The sequence below is a fragment of the Metabacillus rhizolycopersici genome (genome assembly GCF_020075705.1).
This window is the reverse complement of the sequence record NZ_JAIQUM010000018.1, coordinates 34609-55875: the sequence shown is the minus strand read 5'-3', so window position 1 is coordinate 55875 and position 21267 is coordinate 34609. Positions and strand designations below refer to the sequence as shown.

At 37.1% G+C, this 21267-nt stretch carries 18 protein-coding genes; 17 read left to right on the top strand and 1 reads right to left on the bottom strand.

Annotated elements, in window-relative coordinates:
- The 16 genes from K9V48_RS10545 to K9V48_RS10470 all read left to right on the top strand — a co-directional run bounded on the left by K9V48_RS10545 (position 1) and on the right by K9V48_RS10470 (position 18847).
- The gene (locus tag K9V48_RS10545) at positions 1-861 is read left to right on the top strand and encodes a sugar phosphate isomerase/epimerase family protein (protein ID WP_224138960.1); all 861 of its coding nucleotides are present in this window, start codon (positions 1-3) and stop codon (positions 859-861) included.
- A gap of 395 nt (positions 862-1256) precedes the next feature.
- On the top strand, positions 1257-2117 hold the full coding sequence (locus tag K9V48_RS10540; protein ID WP_224138959.1) for a sugar phosphate isomerase/epimerase family protein: 861 nt from the start codon (positions 1257-1259) through the stop codon (positions 2115-2117).
- Between the two features lie 375 nt (positions 2118-2492).
- Positions 2493-3710 (top strand): MFS transporter, encoded by a 1218-nt coding sequence (locus K9V48_RS10535; protein WP_224138958.1) that lies wholly within the window; start codon positions 2493-2495, stop codon positions 3708-3710.
- Positions 3711-3956: 246 nt separating this feature from the next.
- Positions 3957-5426: an alpha/beta hydrolase gene (locus tag K9V48_RS10530; protein WP_438803884.1), complete on the top strand. Its 1470-nt coding sequence runs from the start codon at positions 3957-3959 to the stop codon at positions 5424-5426.
- Between the two features lie 741 nt (positions 5427-6167).
- Positions 6168-7151 (top strand): LacI family DNA-binding transcriptional regulator, encoded by a 984-nt coding sequence (locus tag K9V48_RS10525; protein ID WP_224138956.1) that lies wholly within the window; start codon positions 6168-6170, stop codon positions 7149-7151.
- 137 nt (positions 7152-7288) lie between these two features.
- Complete coding sequence (locus K9V48_RS10520; RefSeq protein ID WP_224138955.1) at positions 7289-8530, top strand: MFS transporter; 1242 nt, start codon at positions 7289-7291, stop codon at positions 8528-8530.
- Between the two features lie 21 nt (positions 8531-8551).
- Positions 8552-10027 (top strand): glycoside hydrolase family 32 protein, encoded by a 1476-nt coding sequence (locus tag K9V48_RS10515; RefSeq protein ID WP_224138981.1) that lies wholly within the window; start codon positions 8552-8554, stop codon positions 10025-10027.
- A 104-nt stretch (positions 10028-10131) separates the two neighbouring features.
- Complete coding sequence (locus K9V48_RS10510) at positions 10132-11121, top strand: carbohydrate kinase family protein (RefSeq protein WP_224138954.1); 990 nt, start codon at positions 10132-10134, stop codon at positions 11119-11121.
- Between the two features lie 505 nt (positions 11122-11626).
- Entirely contained in the window at positions 11627-12481 is an 855-nt protein-coding gene (ablB, locus tag K9V48_RS10505) for a putative beta-lysine N-acetyltransferase (protein ID WP_224138953.1), read from the top strand.
- Positions 12482-12738: 257 nt separating this feature from the next.
- Positions 12739-14139, top strand: a complete 1401-nt coding sequence (gene kamA, locus K9V48_RS10500; protein WP_224138952.1) for a lysine 2,3-aminomutase — start codon at positions 12739-12741, stop codon at positions 14137-14139.
- A 16-nt stretch (positions 14140-14155) separates the two neighbouring features.
- Positions 14156-14434 carry a YokU family protein gene (locus K9V48_RS10495; protein ID WP_224138951.1) on the top strand — a complete coding sequence of 93 codons (279 nt, stop codon included), beginning with the start codon at positions 14156-14158 and terminating at the stop codon, positions 14432-14434.
- A gap of 173 nt (positions 14435-14607) precedes the next feature.
- Positions 14608-15945, top strand: coding sequence for an aspartate aminotransferase family protein (locus tag K9V48_RS10490; protein ID WP_224138950.1), 1338 nt, complete (start codon positions 14608-14610; stop codon positions 15943-15945).
- A 17-nt stretch (positions 15946-15962) separates the two neighbouring features.
- Entirely contained in the window at positions 15963-16667 is a 705-nt protein-coding gene (locus K9V48_RS10485; protein WP_438803882.1) for a CoA transferase subunit A, read from the top strand.
- Positions 16652-17314: a 3-oxoacid CoA-transferase subunit B gene (locus K9V48_RS10480; protein ID WP_224138949.1), complete on the top strand. Its 663-nt coding sequence runs from the start codon at positions 16652-16654 to the stop codon at positions 17312-17314. The genes K9V48_RS10485 and K9V48_RS10480 overlap by 16 nt, the downstream gene beginning before the upstream one ends.
- 43 nt (positions 17315-17357) lie before the next feature.
- A complete protein-coding gene (locus K9V48_RS10475; RefSeq protein WP_224138979.1) occupies positions 17358-18617 on the top strand; it encodes a peptidase in 1260 nt (419 codons plus the stop codon).
- Between the two features lie 26 nt (positions 18618-18643).
- Positions 18644-18847 carry a hypothetical protein gene (locus K9V48_RS10470; protein ID WP_224138948.1) on the top strand — a complete coding sequence of 68 codons (204 nt, stop codon included), beginning with the start codon at positions 18644-18646 and terminating at the stop codon, positions 18845-18847.
- Positions 18848-18857: 10 nt separating this feature from the next.
- Here K9V48_RS10470 and K9V48_RS10465 read toward each other — a convergent pair whose 3' ends face one another.
- The gene (locus tag K9V48_RS10465; RefSeq protein ID WP_224138947.1) at positions 18858-19349 is read right to left on the bottom strand and encodes a hypothetical protein; all 492 of its coding nucleotides are present in this window, start codon (positions 19347-19349) and stop codon (positions 18858-18860) included.
- Between the two features lie 581 nt (positions 19350-19930).
- Between K9V48_RS10465 and speD the strand changes: the two genes are divergently transcribed.
- Positions 19931-21253, top strand: a complete 1323-nt coding sequence (speD, locus tag K9V48_RS10460) for an adenosylmethionine decarboxylase (RefSeq protein WP_224138946.1) — start codon at positions 19931-19933, stop codon at positions 21251-21253.
- The last annotated feature ends 14 nt before the right edge of the window (positions 21254-21267 follow it).

Below are 21267 nucleotides of genomic sequence, written 5' to 3'. Positions count from 1 at the left end.
ATGAATAAAGGTAAAATTGGCGTTCAAATGATGATGCTAAAAGGCAAAGTAGAAGAGATTGGTGTTTATGAAACAATGAGAAAAATAAACGAGCTTGGATACCATGCTGTAGAAGTATCGCAAATTCCAATGACAGAAGAAAATGTCTCTGAGTTAAAAAGAGCAAGCGCAGATTTTGATATCAAAATTGCCGCTATGTCTGCAGGACTTGAGCCAATGCTACCTGGAATGCCTGGCGAGACATTATCAGCTGATTTTGAAAAAATTGTCAATGATTGTAAAACGCTTGACTGTAATTTCTTACGTATTGGTATGATGCCGCTAAACTTAATGGGCGATAAAGATCAAATCATGGCGTTTATCGATCGAGCTGAAGCTATGGCAGTGAGATTAGCAGAGCAAGGTATTGATTTATATTATCACACGCATCATCTTGAATTCCAAAAATATGATGGTGTCTATTTATTAGACATGATCAAAAATAATACATCTAAGCTTGGTTTTGAGTTAGATGTTCACTGGATTCAAAGAGCAGGCGAAAATCCTGCAGAGTTTGTTAAACAATACGCAGGTCGTGTTTCTTTATTGCATCTGAAAGATTACCGAGTAGGACAAATGGATTTAACTGATGTTGACTTTAAAGACATGGCCAAATTTATGCAAATCTTCACAAATACAATTGAATTTGCTGAAGTCGGTGAAGGTAACCTTGATATGAAAGCAATTATCGAAGCTGGCCTTGAAAGTGGCGCACAATATTTCTTAGTTGAGCAAGATGATGTATACGGAAAAGATCCATTTGATTGCTTGCAAACATCTGCAGAAAACTTACGAAAATTAGGTTATGCAGATTGGTTTTAAGGTAAAGCTGAAAATGAATTAGGGAATTTAAAAAAGGTCTGACTCTGTCAGATCTTTTTTATCGTTCTAGATTAATACGTAATTGATTAATAAAAGAAACAAACGGACATTAGAAAGCGCTCTCAGTAAATTTCATTTGAAATATCGACAGTTTGAGATAATGAAGTTCATAGAAATTTATATTAAACTAATAAGAGATTCGTTAGTTAATATTGATTAAAACACATGAGAGCTTTACTGAGAGAAGTAAGTAAGAATGAATTTTTTTGAAAACGTTTACCATGCGAGTCATAGAATTTCTCTTAATATGATAAATGTATATTAATGAAGATGTCTAGTGTTATTCGTCGTTAATCAGAAGTCACAAGGAAAATGAAACTGGAGGCTATCGAAAAATGAAAAAAGGCAAACTTGGCGTTCAAATGATGATGGTTAAAGGTAAAGTTGAAGAATTAGGTGTCTATGAGACGATGAGAAAAATAAATGAGCTTGGATATCATGCAGTTGAGGTTTCACAAATTCCAATGACAGAGGAAAATGTTTCTGAGTTAAAAAGGGCGAGTAAAGATTTTGATATTAAAATTGCAGCGCTTTCTGCAGGTTTAGAGCCAATGGCATCTGGTGCTCCAGGAGAGACGTTGACAAATAATTTCGAAAAAATTGTAAGTGATTGTAAAACGTTAGATTGTAGTTTCGTACGTATCGGCATGCTACCGGTAAATGTAATGGGCGATAAAGAAAAAATAATGAAATTTATCGAAAAGGCTGAAAAGATGGCCAATCGCTTAGCGGAGCACGGGATTGAATTATATTATCATAACCACCATATCGAATTCGCAAAATATGATGGTGAATATTTGCTTGATATCATGAAAAATAGTACCTCAAAGCTTGGCTTCGAACTTGATGTGCACTGGATTTATCGAGGTGGCGAAAACCCTGTTGAATTTATTAAAAAATATGAAAACCGCATTTCATTATTACATTTAAAAGATTACCGCATTGGTCAGATGGATTTAAGTGGAGTAGATTTAAAAGATCGAGCTAAGTTCGGCGAAATTTTCACTAATGTTATCGAATTTGCAGAAGTTGGTGAAGGGAGCCTTGATATGAAAGCAATTATTGAGGCGGGTCTTGAGAGTGGCGCACAATATTTCTTAGTCGAGCAAGATCTGCAGTACGGGCGAGACCCCTTTGATTGCTTAAAAACTTCCGCAGATAACTTGAGAAAACTGGGCTATGAAGATTGGTTCTAATGGAAAGATAGGGTTTGTTTTTGGAATTAAATGAAAATTATGTAATATAATCGAGAGAACAGAAATTGTTCTGTCGATTATATTTGTTACCGAATGAAAATAGATGGGAAACTTAATGAAAAGAATAAAACTAAACTAGGCGAGCTTTCATTAAGATAGAAATTAATCACTCCTCGGTTTATGTGTATTCATACCATCATTCATAACGATTGTAACTTTTAGCTATTTTATGAATGAGGTCTAGTTGTAAGAGAGTAAGTTACTCTTAACTAAATGGATTAAAAATTAATGAGTAACCACTAATTTAATTAATTTGAAAAACAAATTAAGAGGTGCTTACAATCTACTTGTGATCGAAAGAAGGAGAAAATCGAAATGGAACACAAAGATGTACCTGTACTTTGGTCAAAATCATTTATTTTACTAATAATAGGAAACTTGTTTTTGTTTATGAGTTTCATGATGTTATTACCTACTATGCCGCCACAAGCGAAAGCACTTGGAGCATCTGATATTCAAATAGGATTGGTCACAACTCTATTTGCTGTGTCAGCGATTTTAATTCGACCATTTATTGGATTTGTCTTAGAATCTAGTAGTCGTAAATGGTTAGTTATTGTAGGGGCTTTAGCTCTGGTGCTTTTAACGATTAGCTATTTGTTTACTTTTGCGATTCTACTATTCCTCATAGTGCGTTTTATTCATGGATTTGCATGGGGATGGTCCACAACTGTAAATGGTACAGTAGCTGTTGAACTAGTCCCCTCTAAACGAATCGGTGAAGGGATGGGGTATTTTGGCTTGTCAGCTACTATTGGTATGATAATCGCCCCTAGTCTAGGAATTTTAGTGTATCAAAATTTTGGCTTTCAATTACTTATCATTTGTGCGACAAGTTTAGCTTTGATTGCTATTGTGACTCTATCATTTGTTAAGTATGAAACGCCAAAATCAGTTCAAGAAACGACATTCAATCCTAAGGAATTTACTATTTTGGGCTCTTTGTTTGACAAAAATAGTTGGTATCCAGCAGTGATCGTCATTTTAGCGACATTTGGCTATGGTGCGATTGTTACATTTATCGTCATTTTTGGGGAAGAGCGGGGAATTGACCAAATCTTTTTATACTATTTTTGTAATGCAGTTATGGCTACAATCGTTCGACCTATCTCTGGGAAAGTATTTGATGCAAAAGGACCATGGGCATTGATCGTGGCATGTGCGATCTTAACAATTGCCGGGCTATGGGTGTTATCTTATACGTATTCTGTGGGAATGCTTATTCTCGCAGGGGCTTTATTCGGAACAGGTTATGGCTCTATGCTCCCAGCACTTCAAGCTTGGATTTTATCAAAGACTGATCCAGAACGACGCGGTATTGCCAATGGAATGTTTTACTCCTCAATCGATTTAGGACTTGGTGTAAGTGCCATCTTATTAGGAGCTGTTTCAGCATATGTAGATTTAGGAACTGTTTTTCAAATTTCAAGTATTTGTTTTGTGATTATCATCTTGATGACATTGTATGATAGCCTCAAACAAAAAAAGCAAGTTCAGAAAAAAGGTAAAATGTTTCTACTAGAAAATAAATGAAGCGATTAGTCTGTAGGTAAAAGTATCGAACGCATGCTACTTATGTCTTTCTGTAGTGTGCGTTTGTTTTCTTTTTTATAAATCTGCATTGTGCTAATAGTCAATTCGACTCGTGTAACTCTAGGTAAATAAATGTAAAATATGGATAATGATGGACAATTTTCACAAATTGGAGGGGTTTATTTGAAAAGGAAAATGTTAGCGTTTACTATTTCTTCCTCACTGCTTTTTACGATGAGTTCATTTATGCATAATCTTCCACATTCATTCGCGTCACAAGGCAATAAAGGTATTCCTGGAGCTCATAATGTTACGACTACTTATTTTGACGGTGTCGATGGGAATTGGTTAACAACGAAAAATCCTGCACAATATGAACAAGCAATTTTATATGGAAACCAGGCGCTTACCCCATTCAATTGGGGAAAGAAAACGGACAATTCAGGATGGCATCAAATGTACAACCCTGCTGAAATTACGGGTACACAGGTAAATGGAATCTTTGAAGATGCACACTTTGTTATTCGTATTCCCGATCATTGGAATGGAAAGCTTGTTGCCGCTGGCATTCCAGCCACTCGAAATGAAACGTCAACAGACCTATTATTTAGTGATTTTGTTTTAGAGAAGGGCTATGCATATGTAGCGACTGATAAAGGTACTCAAGGAGAAAGTGACCCAAGTGATCCACTCGCAAAAGTGAAAAATGCTCTAGTAAACGATGATGATACTGTAATGGAATGGAACTTTCGCTTTCGACAAGCAACGAAAGCAGCTCAAAATTACTTGCTTAAACATTATTCTCATCGCCTCATTCGTTCAACTGACGCTACAAATCCAGCAAGTCATTTAATTAAAAAAAATCATCAGGTACCTACATATGCAATCGGCCTATCGAATGGAGGTTATGTGGTTCGTTATGCGCTTGAACATGATGGAGCCCAAAAAACGGGAGAACCGCGTCTCTTTGATGGAGGAGTTGATATGGCGGGTGTTTTATGGTCGGTAGAAGCTCCCAATCTCATTAGCTCATTAGTACCAGTTGTTAATCATGCAGAAAAAGCGATCTATGGAAACGGAAAGGAAAGGGAAAAAGCAGTGAAGGAATTGTATCGAGCCGGAGTGCCAAAAGGATCAGAAAACCTTTGGGGTTACCATGATCAAGTATACTGGTTCGTTACATTAAATATCTACCGTGATCACTTTGATCCTACTGCTCCCAATAAAATTGATTGGAGAAACTATTTAAACTTTACGGAAGCTGGTCAAAGAGACCGTACCTATGATTCTATCTTTAAAGATTATCATTATAATAGCCGTAAAAAAAGTTTGAAAGAAAATGTTAAAAAGGTTGCCAATACAGGAGATATTGACGTTCCTCTTATTAGCATTGCGGGTTCATTAGATACGTTAATTTTTCCAGATGTTCATGCAAAAGGATATGAGAAACTAGTAAAAAAGGCAGGGAAAGAAAATTTGCATCGCCTCTACATGATTGAAAATGGAAATCACGTTGAGAGTCTTGTATGGAATCCATTAACAGATGCAAAACAAAAGCTACAACCGCTACTGCCATATGCTCACCAATCCTTTGATTTACTTGTTGATTGGGTAGAAAATAAGCAATTAGCTCCAGCAAGTCAGGTAGTTCCTGTTCCTAAGAATTCTGTAAAGGTGATTGATTTAAAATCAGGGAAAGAAAGAAATCCACTTTAAAAATGTGAATTTACCCACTGCTCCCTTTTTATTTATCAGTGCTCACATGTTTTGTGCATTATTTAATCGAAGAGGAAAAAATAGGCTGCCGAGCGGTTTTGCGGCAGCCTAAGTTAATGAAAAATGCATCTAGATCCACCTTTTTCTCTAGAGGTTAATAGTAAAATATTTAACAGTGAAACTTCCATAAATGGGGGGTCTTCATCCTCCAATTATGCTCTCTTTATTCCTCTGAAGTAGGAGCTTTCTTACGCCTATTAATCTCCGAAAAAAATTTCAAATCAACGCTACCGAACATGTGATAAAACCCTATATAACCTATGAAGGATTATATAGGGGCAGTCATATATGAAGAAAAAGGAAATCACACTTATCGCTTGTACAGATACTTATCAGACATTAAGTTCATTTTCATCATTTCATTAATCGAGATTCTTTTAGTATCCTTTTTGATATAATAAGAATATATGATTTGACTACTTAATGTTGATAAATGAAAAGACGAATAGTACATTTTGATTTAAATCGGAAATAAAGTCTAGCTGTATTCTTTATGTTTATGACAGATTAACGGGCAGAAAAAACCCGTCTTCTAGACTTCGAGGAGAAGAAGAGCTATAAGTGTGGGCTAAACTACCTGAAAGATTAAGATAAGTTTCGCTAACCATCCGTGGGGATAAAGAAAACCTTCACTGATGGAAGTCTCACTTTATGTTATTGAAAGCATTTGGAGGAAATGGAATGAAGCCTAAAATTAGTGATGTAGCAAAGCTAGCGGGTGTTTCGCCAACAACAGTTTCGCGGGTATTGAACAATCGTGGCTATATTAGCGAGGAAACAAGAGAAAATGTTCAGAAGGCTATGAATGAGCTTAATTATTTTCCAAACGATGTTGCTCGTTCATTATTTAATAAAAGATCTAATCTGATTGGAATCATTTTGCCTACAACAAGTAATCCTTTTTTTGGTGAGCTAACCTTTCATCTTGAAAATATCAGTGCTTCCCTAGGGTACAAGGTGTTACTTTGCAATAGTTTAAATCGTATTGATAAAGAAGAAAAATATTTAGAGATGCTTATGCGCAACCAAGTTGATGGAATTATTGTTGGTACACATAACCGCGGTATTCTAAATTATCATAAGCAAAATCTAGCTGTTGTGGCGATTGATCGAAATCTATCAGAAACAATTCCAGTTGTAAGTTCTGATAATTATGAAGGCGGAAAAATAGCAATAAAGCTTTTAATAGAGAAAGGCTGTCAGACTATTATTCATATTAATGGACAAAAGGAATTGGAAACACCGGCAATGTTAAGGCGAAATGCGTATGAAGATGTCATGAATAATAATGGAAGAACACCAATCACATATGAAGTTCCGGATGTTTTTGATCGACAAAGTCAACAACAAGTCATAAGTAAGATTTTTGATGATTATCCCAATGTAGACGGAGTTTTTGCGAGTAATGATTTATTTGCCGCATCTTTTATAACGGAGGCAAAAAAACGAGGTTTAGATGTACCAGGTCAGGTAAAAGTGGTCGGCTATGACGGAACAGAAACTACTCAAATATTACTGCCAGAATTGACAACAATTCAGCAGCCGATTGCATCAATTGCAAAAACAGCAATTGAATTATTAGTAAAAGAAATAGAAGGGGATTTTAGTGAAATCCCACTGGAAACACGTCTTCCTGTTAAATTAATAGAAGGAACAACAACGTAAAAACATTGCTGAGGGCAATGTTTTTTATTTTTTCATATGTCAACGGGTTGACATATGAAACCGGTTGACATAAAATGATGTTGAAAGTGCTTTCAGAAACGAAAAATTTATTATCCTATCTAAAAGGAGCAAATGCTATGAAAGATTCAAAGAGTCTTTATTGGAAATTAAGTGCATATTTTTTCTTTTTCTTTTTTACTTGGTCATCTAGTTATTCCTTATTTTCAATTTGGTTAGGACAAGAAATCAATTTAAGCGGGGCAGCAACGGGGATTATCTTTTCTGTAAACGCTATCTTTGCTTTGTGTATGCAACCAATATACGGTTATATTTCTGACAAAATAGGATTAAAGAAAAATATTTTATTTTTTATTAGTGTCATGCTCGTATTTGTCGGACCATTTTATATTTATGTATATGGACCATTATTACAATACAATGTCATCTTAGGAGCAATTGTTGGGGGACTTTACTTAGGGGTTGCTTTTCTAGCAGGTATCGGAGCGATCGAATCGTACATTGAAAAAATCGGTCGTAAATACGACTTTGAATATGGGAAATCAAGAATGTGGGGCTCATTAGGATGGGCAGCAGCTACATTTTTTGCAGGACAACTATTTAATATCAATCCAAACATCAACTTTTGGGTGGCATCAGTTTCAGCGATCATTTTAGTTGCCATCATTCTATCTGTGAAAGTTGAAATGACAGATCAAGAGTTAGAGAGAGCTGATTCTGTTAAATTAAAAGATATTGGGCAGCTCTTTCTATTAAAAGATTTCTGGTTTTTGATAGTATATGTGATCGGAGTAACATGTGTCTATAGTGTATATGATCAGCAATTCCCACTGTATTATGCATCATTATTTCCTACAGAAGCATTGGGAAATCAAGTATTTGGTTATTTGAATTCGTTCCAAGTATTTTTAGAAGCAGGAATGATGTTTCTTGCCCCATTTATTGTCAATAAATTAGGAGCGAAAAATAGTTTACTATTAGCAGGATTTTTGATGGCGTTTAGAATAGTAGGATCTGGGATGGTAGAGGGGCCAATCGGAATATCAGGGATGAAATTAATTCACGCTTTAGAATTACCGATTATGCTCATCGCTATTTTTAAATATTTAGCAGCAAATTTTGATACGCGTTTATCTTCCGTATTATATCTAGTTGGTTTCCAGTTTGCTTCCCAAGTAGGGGCATCTATTCTTTCACCAATTGCTGGTAAATTATACGATAGTATCGGTTTCCGAGATACGTATATGGTAATGGGAATTATGGTTTTATGTTTTACGATCCTATCAATCTTCACTCTCGTAAGCTCTAAAAAAAGTAAAGGGATCAATCACAATAAAAATGAAGTTCAAAAGGCTATTTAGGAGGAAATGATTATGTTAACAATTGATAGAATAAAACAAGCAGAAGAGGCACTAACGAAAACAAAGGAAACAATGAATCAACGTTATCGACTTGGTTACCACATTATGGCGCCAGCAAACTGGATTAATGACCCAAATGGTTTAGTACAATTTAACGGAGAATATCATGTATTTTACCAACATCATCCATATAATGAAAACTGGGGGCCGATGCACTGGGGACATGTGAAAAGTAAAGATCTTGTTCATTGGGAACATTTACCTGTTGCGTTAGCTCCTGGAGATGTTTGTGATGTAGATGGCTGTTTTTCAGGAAGTGCGGTAGATAATGATGGTGAGTTAACATTAATTTATACAGGACACCATTATACAGACAAAGAGAATGATGTTTTTTTTCAAAATCAAAATATCGCAGTAAGTCGTGATGGGGTTACTTTCGAAAAAATAGGAGAAAATCCTGTTATTGCAAAACCGCCAGCAGATAGTGCACATCATTTCCGTGATCCCAAAGTATGGAAGCATAACGACACATGGTATATGATTTTAGGAAATGCAACGAAAGAGAAGGTTGGGAGAGTCATTTTATATCGCTCAGCTGATTTGCGAAAATGGGAGTATGTTGGTGTTCTAGCTCAAAGCGACGGTACACTAGGGTTTATGTGGGAATGCCCAGATTTCTTTGAGTTAGATGGGAAATATGTGCTAATGATTTCACCACAAGGTATTGAGGCAGACGGTGATGACTATAATAACTTATTCCAAACAGGTTATTTAGTAGGGGATTATGATTATGATACAAATGAATTTGTTCATGGTGCGTTCACTGAATTAGATCATGGACATGACTTTTATGCAGTACAAACATTATTAGATTCAAAAGGTCGTCGAATTGCGATAGGCTGGATGGATATGTGGGAAGCAAACATGCCGACAAAAACAGATGGCTGGTGTGGAGCATTAACATTACCGCGTGAAGTAACATTAGGATCTAATAATAAAATTCTCATGAATCCTGTTGAAGAAGTATCTTTACTACGTGAATCAGAACATCATGTATGCAAGAATAAATCAATCTCTGGTGACTATTTAGTAAAAACGAAAGAGGATCTACTCGAAGTAAAGGCTGTCTTTGAGTTAACAAATACTACTGCATCTGCTGTTGGCTTGAAAATTCGTGGTCTTAATGATGAGGAGACAGTGATAACTTACCATTTGGAACAACAAAAGTTAATCCTTGATTGTTCTAAAAGTGGAAAGGTAGAAGATGGGGTTAGAAATGCAACACTTGAAGCAAATGGTTTGCTGACTTTACGTATTTTCATTGATCGTTCCTCAATCGAAGTATTTGCTAATGATGGACAAGCGACGATGACAAGTCGTATCTATCCGGGAGAAGAAAGATTAGGAGTTGAGCTTTTCGCTTACAATGGTGACAACAATAGTGAAGTACTAGTACAGGAATTAACTTATTGGAATTTGAAAGATATTTGGAAATAAAAAATCAGTGTGGGTGACTAAAAGAAAAGTGTCAATCATTCTAACTCTATTAGTTAGGGATGGTCTACTACCTTTGAGCTACCCACTTGTTTTGAGGTGAAGAGATGAAGAAAGTTTTTTGTATCGGTGAGACATTAATTGACTTTATTCCAGTTCAAAAAAATAAACCACTAAAAGAAGTATCAGGTTTTGAGCGTGTTGCGGGAGGTGCTCCAATGAACGTAGCTATTGCAATTGCAAAATATGGCGGCCATTCAGTCATGCTCACAAAAGTTGCGAATGATCACTTTGGAGATTTTTTGATGGATGTAATAAAAGAAAATGGTGTTGATACCTCATCTATTATTCGAACGGATGAGGGTGAAACCGGATTAGCCTTCGTTTCGGTCGATAAGCATGGTGAAAGAAGCTTTAATTTTTATCGTGAAAACGCGGCTGACTTAATGCTCACGCCACAGGAAGTGAAGTCAGATTTGTTTACAACAGGAGATTTTCTCCATTTTTGCTCAGTCGATTTAATTGAAAGCCCAATGAAACAAACTCATAAAAAAGTGATCGACGATTTTCGTGAAATTGGTGGGATTATTAGTTTTGATCCAAATGTCCGTCTTCCATTATGGCCGGATGCAGAAAGCTGTCGCCAAACAATCTTACAATTTTTGCCTTTAGCGGATTTGGTGAAAGTATCTGATGAGGAGCTCGCTTTCATAACAGGTATTGAAGAGGAAAAATCAGCAATAGCTTCTCTTTTTGTTGGTAATGTGAAAGTTGTAGTGTATACAAAAGGAAGCGATGGAGCTAGCATTTATTTGGAAGATGGCGTGGAATATGAAGATGAAGGATTTAAAGTAACAGTTGCTGACACTACTGGAGCAGGTGATGCTTTCATCGGAGGATTTCTATCGGAACTGTTACTTTTAGGAGTAACTACTGAAAATCTTTGTGAAAAAATTCATGAATATCATCAGCAAATTTTGGCTTTTGCGAATGCAAGTGGAGCACTTACAGCTTCTGTAAAAGGTGCTATTCAGGCAGCACCTTCAAGACGACATGTTATGAATTTTATTAATACTCAAGTGAGAAACAATAAATAGTATGAATGATCAATAGTTTTATTTTAAAAGAATGAAAATGAATAAAAGAGATCGATGTATTACGGATTGAATAAGAATCCGTGACATCGATCCTTTTTGATTTATACGAAAAAGATGTAGCTGTTTGTCGTAAATCTAACGATGGTATATCATAAAATCTATATTTTGACATCGGTGTCTAAAAATGGGGAAATTTAAATGGTAGTTTTATAGGACACTTATTTACTTGGGACAGACTTAGGCATTTGCGAGTTTGCCTGTACAAATAAATCCCCTGTTTCAACCTTTTTGTATGAACGGAATAGGGACGGTGAATAGTTGCTTGTTAAACTTAATAACTATATATAAATAGGTATAAAAATCAAGGAAAACATGTCTTAGCGAATTCTAAAACAATCTAGTCAACAGCAAGGAGCCACACGACCTTAGAACCCACGAGAAAAGCACTAAAATAAAAAAGTAAGATATTTTCTTGTAGAACAAATATACAAAAAGGAGGATACTTGTGAAGCCGACGTACGAAACGAAAAACGCGAAAACGACGGATTATTCAATCCAACTGTTTCTCGATTATTTTAATGAACGCCTTCGTGTCGATCATTACCGGGGAAATATGACAATGATTTTAGATGAACTTGAACGAGTGGTAGGTCAGCACAGATTTTCAAAAATCATCTTTTATTCTTTACCAGAACATTGGCAGCTACTTCTATCAAAGGGATTTGAGTTAGAAGCAATGATAAAGGGTTACTTTAATGGAACGGATATGTATATGATGACCAGTTACAAAGAAATCGAACGGAGAACGAGCAACTCTTGGATTGAAGAAGATGCGACACTTCATACGATAATGGAAAAAGAAAGAAAGACTGAAGAACTACTATCACCGGATTGTTATCATTTCCGAAAAGCGACGGTACAAGACGCTGATCAACTTGCCGATCTTTATAAAAAGGTATTTGCGGTGTACCCGACACCAATGAATAATGCAGAATATGTAAAAAAAATGATTAGTAGTGGTAATGCTTTTTACGTTGTAGAATGCGATAAACAACTAGTGAGTGCTGCATCAGCAGAAATTAATCACACACTCCACAATGCAGAATTAACTGATTGCGCCACGTTATTAGATCATCGAAAGTATGGATTGATGAAAAAACTGATAATCCACCTCGAAAATGAATTAAAGAATAACGGTATTCATTGCGCTTATTCGATTGCGCGAGCACGTTCGTTCGGGATGAATGCTGCCTTCTATCAGCTAGGCTATGAATATAACGGGAGGTTAACCAACAACTGTTATATTTACGAAAAATTAGAGGATATGAATGTATGGGTTAAGGATCTTTCTACTTTATAGTCGCTACTGAAAATTGGTAAACTGCTATGATTAATTTGTAGAACGATTCCCCTAATGGACCTAACTTGCATATATAGAAAAGAGGCGTATATCACGATTTTGATGTACGATAGCCTTTTTTAGCCTTCACATAAGAGAGACAATATTTTGTTTAAGAAACTATAATATGCTTGAACTGTGGAGAGCGCATGACATCCATTGCTTTTGTTATTGTGCAAAATTTGCGAGTTAATCAGGAAACTAAGGGGGAATCCAACATGCTTCATGATTTATATAAACCTGACCGCCATTGGAAAGATATTGAACTATGGAAGGATGTACCAGAAGAGAAGTGGAATGATTGGATCTGGCAGTTAACGAACACGATCCGGACACTTGATGATCTTAAAAAGGTCATCAACCTAACACCAGAAGAAGAAGAAGGCGTAAGAATTTCCACAAAAACAATTCCGCTAAACATTACTCCTTATTATGCAGCATTAATGAATCCAAATGATGTAAGATGTCCGATCCGGATGCAATCTGTCCCGATTGGAGAAGAAATAAAGAAAACGAAATATGATTTAGAAGATCCACTTGAAGAGGATGAAGATTCACCTGTCGCAGGTTTAACACATCGTTATCCAGATCGCGTTTTATTCCTCGTCACAAACCAGTGTTCAATGTATTGTCGCTATTGTACTCGGCGCCGTTTCTCAGGACAGATAGGCATGGGTGTTCCTAAAAAGCAGCTAGATGGTGCAATCGACTACATTCGAAACACACCAGAGGTTCGTGATGTCCTTCTTTCTGGTGGAGATGGTTTACTCATTAATGACACGATACTTGAATATATATTAAAAAACTTAAGAGAAATTCCACATGTAGAAATTATCCGAATTGGCACAAGAGCTCCTGTCGTTTTTCCACAACGAATCACTGAAAACCTCTGCAATATTTTGAAAAAGTATCACCCTGTTTGGTTAAATACTCATTTCAATACGTCAATAGAAATTACCGAAGAATCGAAACGTGCTTGTGAAATGCTTGTTGATGCAGGAGTCCCTGTTGGAAACCAGGCGGTTATTTTAGCTGGAATTAACGACAGCGTTCCAATCATGAAAAAACTTATGCATGATTTAGTGAAAATCCGCGTTCGTCCTTACTATATTTACCAATGTGATCTTTCAGAAGGAATTGGTCATTTCCGTGCACCGATTTCAAAGGGGCTTGAGATCATTGAAGGGCTACGTGGACATACAAGCGGGTATGCCGTACCTACCTTTGTCGTAGATGCTCCTGGGGGTGGTGGGAAAATCACTCTACAACCTAACTATATGATATCCCAAAGTCCTGCAAAAATAGTACTACGTAATTTTGAAGGTGTCATTACAACCTATCCAGAGCCAGAGAATTATATTGCTGGTCGTGCAGATGATTATTTTAATAAAATCTATCAAAGTCATGATATGGAACCGTCGAAAATAGGGATTACAGGTTTAATGAATGATGAACAATTCACCTTAGTACCTGATTCACTTGAGCGTTATGATCGCAGAAAAAACTTTCAAGAGAGCCCAACCTTTTCTACATTAAAAGATAAAAGAGAAAAACGTGATGAACTGAAAGAGAAAAAATATCTCGCACAGTTACAGAAGGAAAAGAAAGGCGAGAAATAATGCGTTAAGGGTGTGGATGATCTTGAAATGTGAATGGTGTGAAAAGTTACATGCTAGTGAAATCGCATGTACAGTATATTGGGAGCTTCCTGATGGTTCGCGGGCGATTGAAATAACGGAAACACCTGGAATAAAATGCACTTCATGTGGAATGGAGTATCAAACTGAAGCAACAATTGAGGCGTTAGAGGATCAGCTATTATTAGTGGACACAAAAAGGATAGGAAATGGGATCCCCTATGATGAGTTGATGGCACTTCCAAGATTTTTAAAAAGAAACTATTTTAAATTTTAATTTAAGCCTCAAATTGTCATGAGTGTTTATTTGAAAGGAATCAGTGGTTCGCTGATTCCATCAATTCCGACATAACTCTCCTCACATCAAATGAAAAACTCATCACAAGTAGAAAAATTTTAATAGCTAGATTAAATGTGATTGTTGCCTGCTATGAAAGAGAGGAGATTTATGTGAAACGTTCGTTATTGATTAAACCAATGATGAATGATCATTATCCAACAGTGACTCACGGGAATGGCATCTATCTTTATGATACTACTGGAAAAAAGTATATAGATGGTTCCTCAGGTGCAGTCACAGCAAGCATCGGTCACCGTGTCCCGGAAATTATTAAAGCAATGGATGAACAGGCGAATAAAGTATCATTTGTCTATCGCTCACAATTTACGTCAGAGCCAGCAGAAATGCTTGCTAGAAAATTAAATGAGCTTGTTGATGCAGATGAGGACTATTGGTCATTTTTTGTAAATAGTGGCTCAGAAGCAACAGAAACTGCAATGAAAATCGCAATTCAACATTGGCAGGAGCAGGGTAATTATCGGAAAAATAAAATCCTTTCCCGTTGGATTAGCTATCATGGAATCACGCTTGGGGCATTATCGATGTCAGGTCATGTTAAGCGACGTGAACGATTTGTTCCGTTGCTAGAGGAATATCCTTCTGTTTCAGCTCCCTATTGCTATCGGTGTCCATTTAATCAAACATACCCAGATTGTCACCTGTTTTGTGCGAGTGACTTAGAAGTCGCTATTCAGCGAATAGGTACTGAACATATTGCTGCATTTATCGCTGAACCTATTGTCGGAGCAGCTGGCGGTGTCATTGTCCCTCCAGAGGGCTATTACAAAAAAATCAAAGACATTTGTGATCAACATCATATTTTATTTATTGCTGATGAAGTGATGACAGGTATTGGTCGTACCGGAAAAATGTTCGGGATGGATCATTGGGACGTGAAACCAGATATCATTGCATTAGGGAAAGGAATGAGTGCTGGTTATACAGCAATTGCAGCAACACTTGTTAGCGAAAAAGTAATGACACCTATTTTAAAAGGTTCCGGGTCGATAATGAGCGGACATACGTATAGTGCAAACCCCCAATCGGCGGCAGTAGCTTTAGCTGTTCTTGATTATATAGAAAAACATAGGTTGATAGAAAAAGTGAAAGATAACGGTGACTATTTACTTGGAAAATTGAAAGCACTCGCATTGACCACCGACATCATTGGTGATGTACGTGGAAAAGGACTCATGATTGGGATTGAGTTTGTCGCTGATCCAACAACAAAACGTTCGTTTACGCCCGAAACAGAGTTAACGAGTAAAATCGTCGAAAAAGCTAGAGATAAAGGGTTGCTCATTTATCCGGCATCAACAGGTAATGAAGGAGTAAACGGCGATGCAGTCATACTTTCTCCACCGTTTGTCATAACGAAAGAGGAGATTGATCAGCTAGTTGTTCTTTTCGAAGAGACCATTTCAGAGATTCAAAGTGAAATTAGCTAAGGTAGGAGGAGACAGATGTGACGGAAATACCTCCAAAAAAATCAATCAGCAAAGTAGGAACCCTCGAAGATGCGCTGTCATATATTCATGATCGGTGTACCCTCATGTTTGGTGGATTTGGGGGAGTTGGAAATCCGCCAACAATCATAAATGGCATGCTTGAAAAAGGGGTAAAGGAACTAACCTTGATTGGAAATGATGCCGGATTTCCTACGATTGGAATCGGTAAGCTTGTAAGTCAAGGCAGAGCAAAAAAACTCATTGTTTCTCATATCGGTTCTAATCCGGTCGCCGGACAGTTAATGATGGAGGGGAAGCTTGAAGTGGAATTTTCTCCACAAGGAACATTAGTTGAACGTATAAGGGCAGGCGGTGTTGGCCTTGGTGGGGTTTTAACAGACATTGGGATTGATAGTATGGTAGAGGAAGGGAAACAAAGAGTCATCGTTCATGGGGAGGAGTATTTGCTAGAAACAGCTTTGACAGCTGATATCGCCATTGTCTACGCAAAAACAGCAGATACGTTTGGAAATCTCGTTTATGAAACAAGCGCTCGGAACACAAATCCGCTCGTGGCAATGGCGGGAAAATTTACAATTGCGGAAGTAGAGGAAATTGTTGAAATAGGTGAACTAAACCCCGAGATGATTGTGACACCTGGAGTATTCGTTGATCTTGTCATTCAAAGTAAAGGAGTAGATTGGAAATGGGCATGGGAGTAGATATTCGAAACCGCATTGCCAAACGAGCAGCACGGGAAATCAAGGACGGTATGATTGTTAATTTAGGGATTGGGATTCCCTCGCTTGTTCCAAATCATCTTAGTCATGATGTCCATGTCATGTTTCATGCAGAAAATGGGGTTCTCGGTATGGGGAAATCACCAGAAAAAGGGTTAGAGGATCCAAGCCTTTGCAACGCTGGAGGCTTTCCTGTTACCATTGTCCCAGGGGCTTCCTATTTCGACAGTGCCACAGCTTTTGGAATGATTCGCTCAGGTTACTTAGATCTTACAATCCTCGGTGGGTTAGAAGTGAGTGAAAAAGGTGATTTGGCTAACTGGATTGTTCCTGGAAAAAGAATTCCAGGAATCGGTGGTGCTATGGAGCTTGCGAAAAAGGCGAAAAAAGTCATTGTTCTCATGAATCATTGTAATAAAAAAGGTGAACCGAAAATTTTAAAAACATGTACATTGCCCTTAACTGCAAAAGAGTGTGTCAGTATCATCATTACGGATATGGCTGTGATTGAAGTGACAGACCATGGGCTGCTGTTAAAAGAGGTAATGTCTCCATTTACTACAGAAGAAGTTGTTTTGAATACTGATGCACCTTTACAAGTTTCGAAGGATTTAGGAACGGTTAACTAAGTCTGATTTTTTAGGGGGGAGCAAGGTGAGTGATAACCGTAAAATGCTACAAACGCGAATCAATCAGTGGCTAAAAAGGAACCGTGAAGAGGGTACAATGCTTTTGCAGAAATTAGTGCAGGCTCGTAGTACACAAGGAAATGAACAATTGGCACAAACAATTGTAATTGAAGCACTGCGTGACATCGGTTTGAAAGTAGATATATGGGAGCCTGATGGGAACGAATTAGTGAAGCATCCTTATTTTTCCTCATCGCGAACGAAATTTAATGGGAGTCTGAATGTTGTCGGAATCTTAAAAGGAACAGGTGAAGGACGCTCGCTTATTTTGAATGGTCACATTGATGTCGTTCCTGAAGGAGATCTAGAGCAGTGGGAGCATGATCCTTATAGTGGAGAAGTTATCGATGGAAAATTATTTGGGCGCGGTGCTACCGATATGAAAGGTGGTAATGTCTCACTGCTTTTAGCCTTATCAGCTCTTCGTGCACTTGGCATCCCCTTAAAAGGAGATGTTTTTTTTCAAAGTGTGATTGAGGAAGAAAGTGGGGGTGCTGGGACACTAGCTGCCATTTTAAGAGGATACAAAGCAGATGCTGCGATTATCCCTGAACCGACAAATATGAAAATTTTCCCGAAACAGCAAGGATCGATGTGGTTTCGAATTCACGTGAAAGGCCGCTCTGCTCATGGAGGAACGCGTTATGAGGGTGTAAGTGCGATTGAAAAATCATTACTTGTTGTGGAACATATTCGCGAGCTGGAAAAACGTAGAAATGAACGGATCACTGACCCATTATATAGCAAAATTCCGATTCCAATACCAATCAATATTGGGAAAATAAACGGTGGTGACTGGCCTTCCTCAGTGGCTGATTATGTCTCACTTGAAGGACGAATGGGAGTCTCACCAGATGAATCATTGGAAGAAGCAAAAAGAGAGATGGAAAGCTGGATCGCAAAACTAAAAGAACTCGATTCATGGTTTGAACAACAGCCGGCAATACTTGAATGGTTCGGTGCTAGGTGGGTTCCAGGTGCAATCGAGCTTGAGCATGAATTAATTGGAAAATTGATAAATAGCTATCAAGATGTCATAGGTGAATCCCCAATCATTGAAGCGTCTCCGTGGGGAACGGACGGAGGTCTATTAACAAAGGTTGGAGCAACACCGACGATCGTTTTTGGACCTGGAGTAACAGAAAAAGCGCATTTTCCAAATGAATATATTGAGATTAACAAGGTGTTCGAAGCGGCGGAAATCATTGCCTTAACAATCGTTGATTGGTGTGAAAATGAATAAAATTAAGTACAAAAAAGGTGGTAAGAATGCCAAACGGGACGGATGACATTCGTGAACTGGAGCAACTTGATATAAACTATTTTCTTCATCCAACATCCTCGATTCAACAGCAGCAGGATGCTGGACCTGCTTTTATTTTTAAAGAAGGGGAGTGTATTTACCTGGAAGATGGAAAAGGAAGAGAGTATATCATGTTTCCAATAAATATCGTGGCTATAAATCCTCTGTAATCATTGACGATTAATTACGGTTATTTTTCATTCTCTGGAGTAAGAGACCGTCAGTATACTTGCTTTCACCTGTTACAAAATCAGTCATATAATAAGTTGGAAATTGACCATAGTGGTTGCTTGTTTTTAACAATAACGCATCAACATAATAAACTCCTTTTGGTATTTGATCCAATAATAGTACGGATAAGGAAGCATAGATGCCACAGGCTACTTGAAAGTATGTGGCATTTGTATTGTATTGAGAAAAGATGGAATCATTGCTTAACACATTGTACATATATCGTTCCTTGTTTTCATAAACAAGAAGTACACCGACCAAATCCTCACCTTCCAATGTCGCGACAAGAGGATCTAGAACCTTCATGCCAGTGTTCCACAATTTATCCACGTCATCAAGATTTGAACGAATTAACTCTGTCGTATGTTCATTTACCTTATATAAAAAACCACCTTCCATGTCATACAACTTGCATAGAGGATATACTTTTTCATCTGGCATAAACAACCATAATACTGTATGTCTCCTAACGTTACCTTAAATTCGAGATCATAAAAATTTTCATACAGAAAGAGTGGTGTATGATGCTTCATAAACATTGGATAGCTAAATATTGCCACTTCAAGAAAACATTCAGGTGACCAGGTTGTATAAATGACATTCTCTTTCGCCATTTTCTTATTTTTAAAAAAAGAGTTGTCATGCTCTACAATAATAGCAGCCGAGAGGGCGTTTGGATTGGACGAGCTAGCTCTACACTGTGTGATTGAAGGAAACTAGTCTTTTTATAGGCTAATTTGGAAGCTATAAAACAGTAAGCGGGTTCTTTCCGCTTACCTTTATACAAGAAATATGATAGAGATTGAAATGGTATAGTTACTTGTTTTATAAATATGAAAATATGCTTCTTCACCATTTTGATAAATTAAGAAATGAGTACAAACTTAATTAATAGCCTGAACATATAGTATAAGAAGAAAATGGGGGTAATTAGAAAATATGCGATTATTAAAAAGATTTCGGGAAGGTAATCGTACTATGACAATATATCTCTAGTATACTAATTAGGAGTGTTTCTATCTATGGATATGAGAGGACAGCATTTTATTATCGATGCGTACGAGTGCAGCGAAGATATTCTTAATAATGCGGAACAGTTAAAAGAATTGTTAACGAAAGCAATCAATCAATTAGGAATGGAGATTTTATCAACTCATTTCCATTCTTTTTCACCTCAGGGGGTTACGGGGGTCATTGGTATATCAACTTCCCATGTTTCAATTCATACATGGCCGGAACATGGATATGCGGCATTAGATTTATATACATGTGGAAACCAGGATATATGGCCGGCGTTAAAAGCGATTCTTGAAAAAATAGAAGCTAAGCGTACAAACGTGTATGAGCTCTCTCGCGGAGAAGAATCCAACAACAAACCTGTAATGAAAAAAATAAATCTTACTTCAAACGCCTCGATAGAAAAAAACATAGAATCTCGATCATTGTTTCAATTACGCGATGATCGCGGAAATGAATGGGATATGAAGCAGTTAAAAGAAATGACAGCTGGAAAACATAACATTCTATATCATGGGGCAAGTGAATTTCAAGACATATTATTAGTTGAGGCCAATGATCTACGTTTGTATATAGACCAGGAGTTACAATTTTGTTCTTTGGATGAAAGACATTATCATGAAGCGTTAGTTTACCCGGTGATGGAGGTGGCAGCTTCCAATGAACGTGTTCTCATTTTAGGTGGAGGGGACGGTCTTGCATTACGTGAAGTTCTTAAATATCCAGATGTGAAACATGTTGATCTTGTTGACATTGATCCAATGATCATTGAACTTGCCAAAACCAATCCATCACTATTAGCTCAAAACAATCGCTCATTTTTAGATAGCAGGGTTCATGTTCACATCAAAGACGCCAAGAAATATCTAGCAGGAGAGCTACAACAATATAATGTAATTATCATTGACTTTCCAGATCCTGTTAATTCAATCTTAAGTTCATTATATACAAAGGAATTATTCAGTAAAGTAGCCAATCTTTTATCGGAAGATGGTGCATTAGTTTGCCAATCTAATTCACCTGAGGATGCACCACAAGTATTTTGGAGCATTGGTAAAACAATAAAGAGAACAGGCCTCTATACTAAGGGATACAATGTAATTGTTCCTTCCTTCGGTTTATGGGGATTTCACTTAGCAACACACGAAAAAATATCCAGAAAAATACCAAATATCTCTGTCCCTCATCAAGCCCTTCCTACTAACATGGAAACTATGTTTGAGATTCCTTCATCAATTAAGGAAGAACAAGAGAATGCGTTTGTTAATACGGAGACCCAACTAAAATTGCATGATTTATATCAAAAGGAAATAAAAGATTTATATTAAAAAGATTTGTTTTT

Coding starts and splice junctions, on each gene's coding strand:
- K9V48_RS10545 (WP_224138960.1), top strand. CDS start 1: ATGAATAAAGGTAAAATTGGCGTTCAAATGATGATGCTAAAAGGCAAA.
- K9V48_RS10470 (WP_224138948.1), top strand. CDS start 18,644: ATGCCAAACGGGACGGATGACATTCGTGAACTGGAGCAACTTGATATA.
- K9V48_RS10540 (WP_224138959.1), top strand. CDS start 1,257: ATGAAAAAAGGCAAACTTGGCGTTCAAATGATGATGGTTAAAGGTAAA.
- K9V48_RS10480 (WP_224138949.1), top strand. CDS start 16,652: ATGGGCATGGGAGTAGATATTCGAAACCGCATTGCCAAACGAGCAGCA.
- K9V48_RS10535 (WP_224138958.1), top strand. CDS start 2,493: ATGGAACACAAAGATGTACCTGTACTTTGGTCAAAATCATTTATTTTA.
- kamA (WP_224138952.1), top strand. CDS start 12,739: ATGCTTCATGATTTATATAAACCTGACCGCCATTGGAAAGATATTGAA.
- speD (WP_224138946.1), top strand. CDS start 19,931: ATGGATATGAGAGGACAGCATTTTATTATCGATGCGTACGAGTGCAGC.
- K9V48_RS10475 (WP_224138979.1), top strand. CDS start 17,358: ATGCTACAAACGCGAATCAATCAGTGGCTAAAAAGGAACCGTGAAGAG.
- K9V48_RS10510 (WP_224138954.1), top strand. CDS start 10,132: ATGAAGAAAGTTTTTTGTATCGGTGAGACATTAATTGACTTTATTCCA.
- K9V48_RS10520 (WP_224138955.1), top strand. CDS start 7,289: ATGAAAGATTCAAAGAGTCTTTATTGGAAATTAAGTGCATATTTTTTC.
- K9V48_RS10465 (WP_224138947.1), bottom strand. CDS start 19,349: ATGCCAGATGAAAAAGTATATCCTCTATGCAAGTTGTATGACATGGAA.
- K9V48_RS10530 (WP_438803884.1), top strand. CDS start 3,957: ATGCATAATCTTCCACATTCATTCGCGTCACAAGGCAATAAAGGTATT.
- K9V48_RS10525 (WP_224138956.1), top strand. CDS start 6,168: ATGAAGCCTAAAATTAGTGATGTAGCAAAGCTAGCGGGTGTTTCGCCA.
- K9V48_RS10495 (WP_224138951.1), top strand. CDS start 14,156: ATGATCTTGAAATGTGAATGGTGTGAAAAGTTACATGCTAGTGAAATC.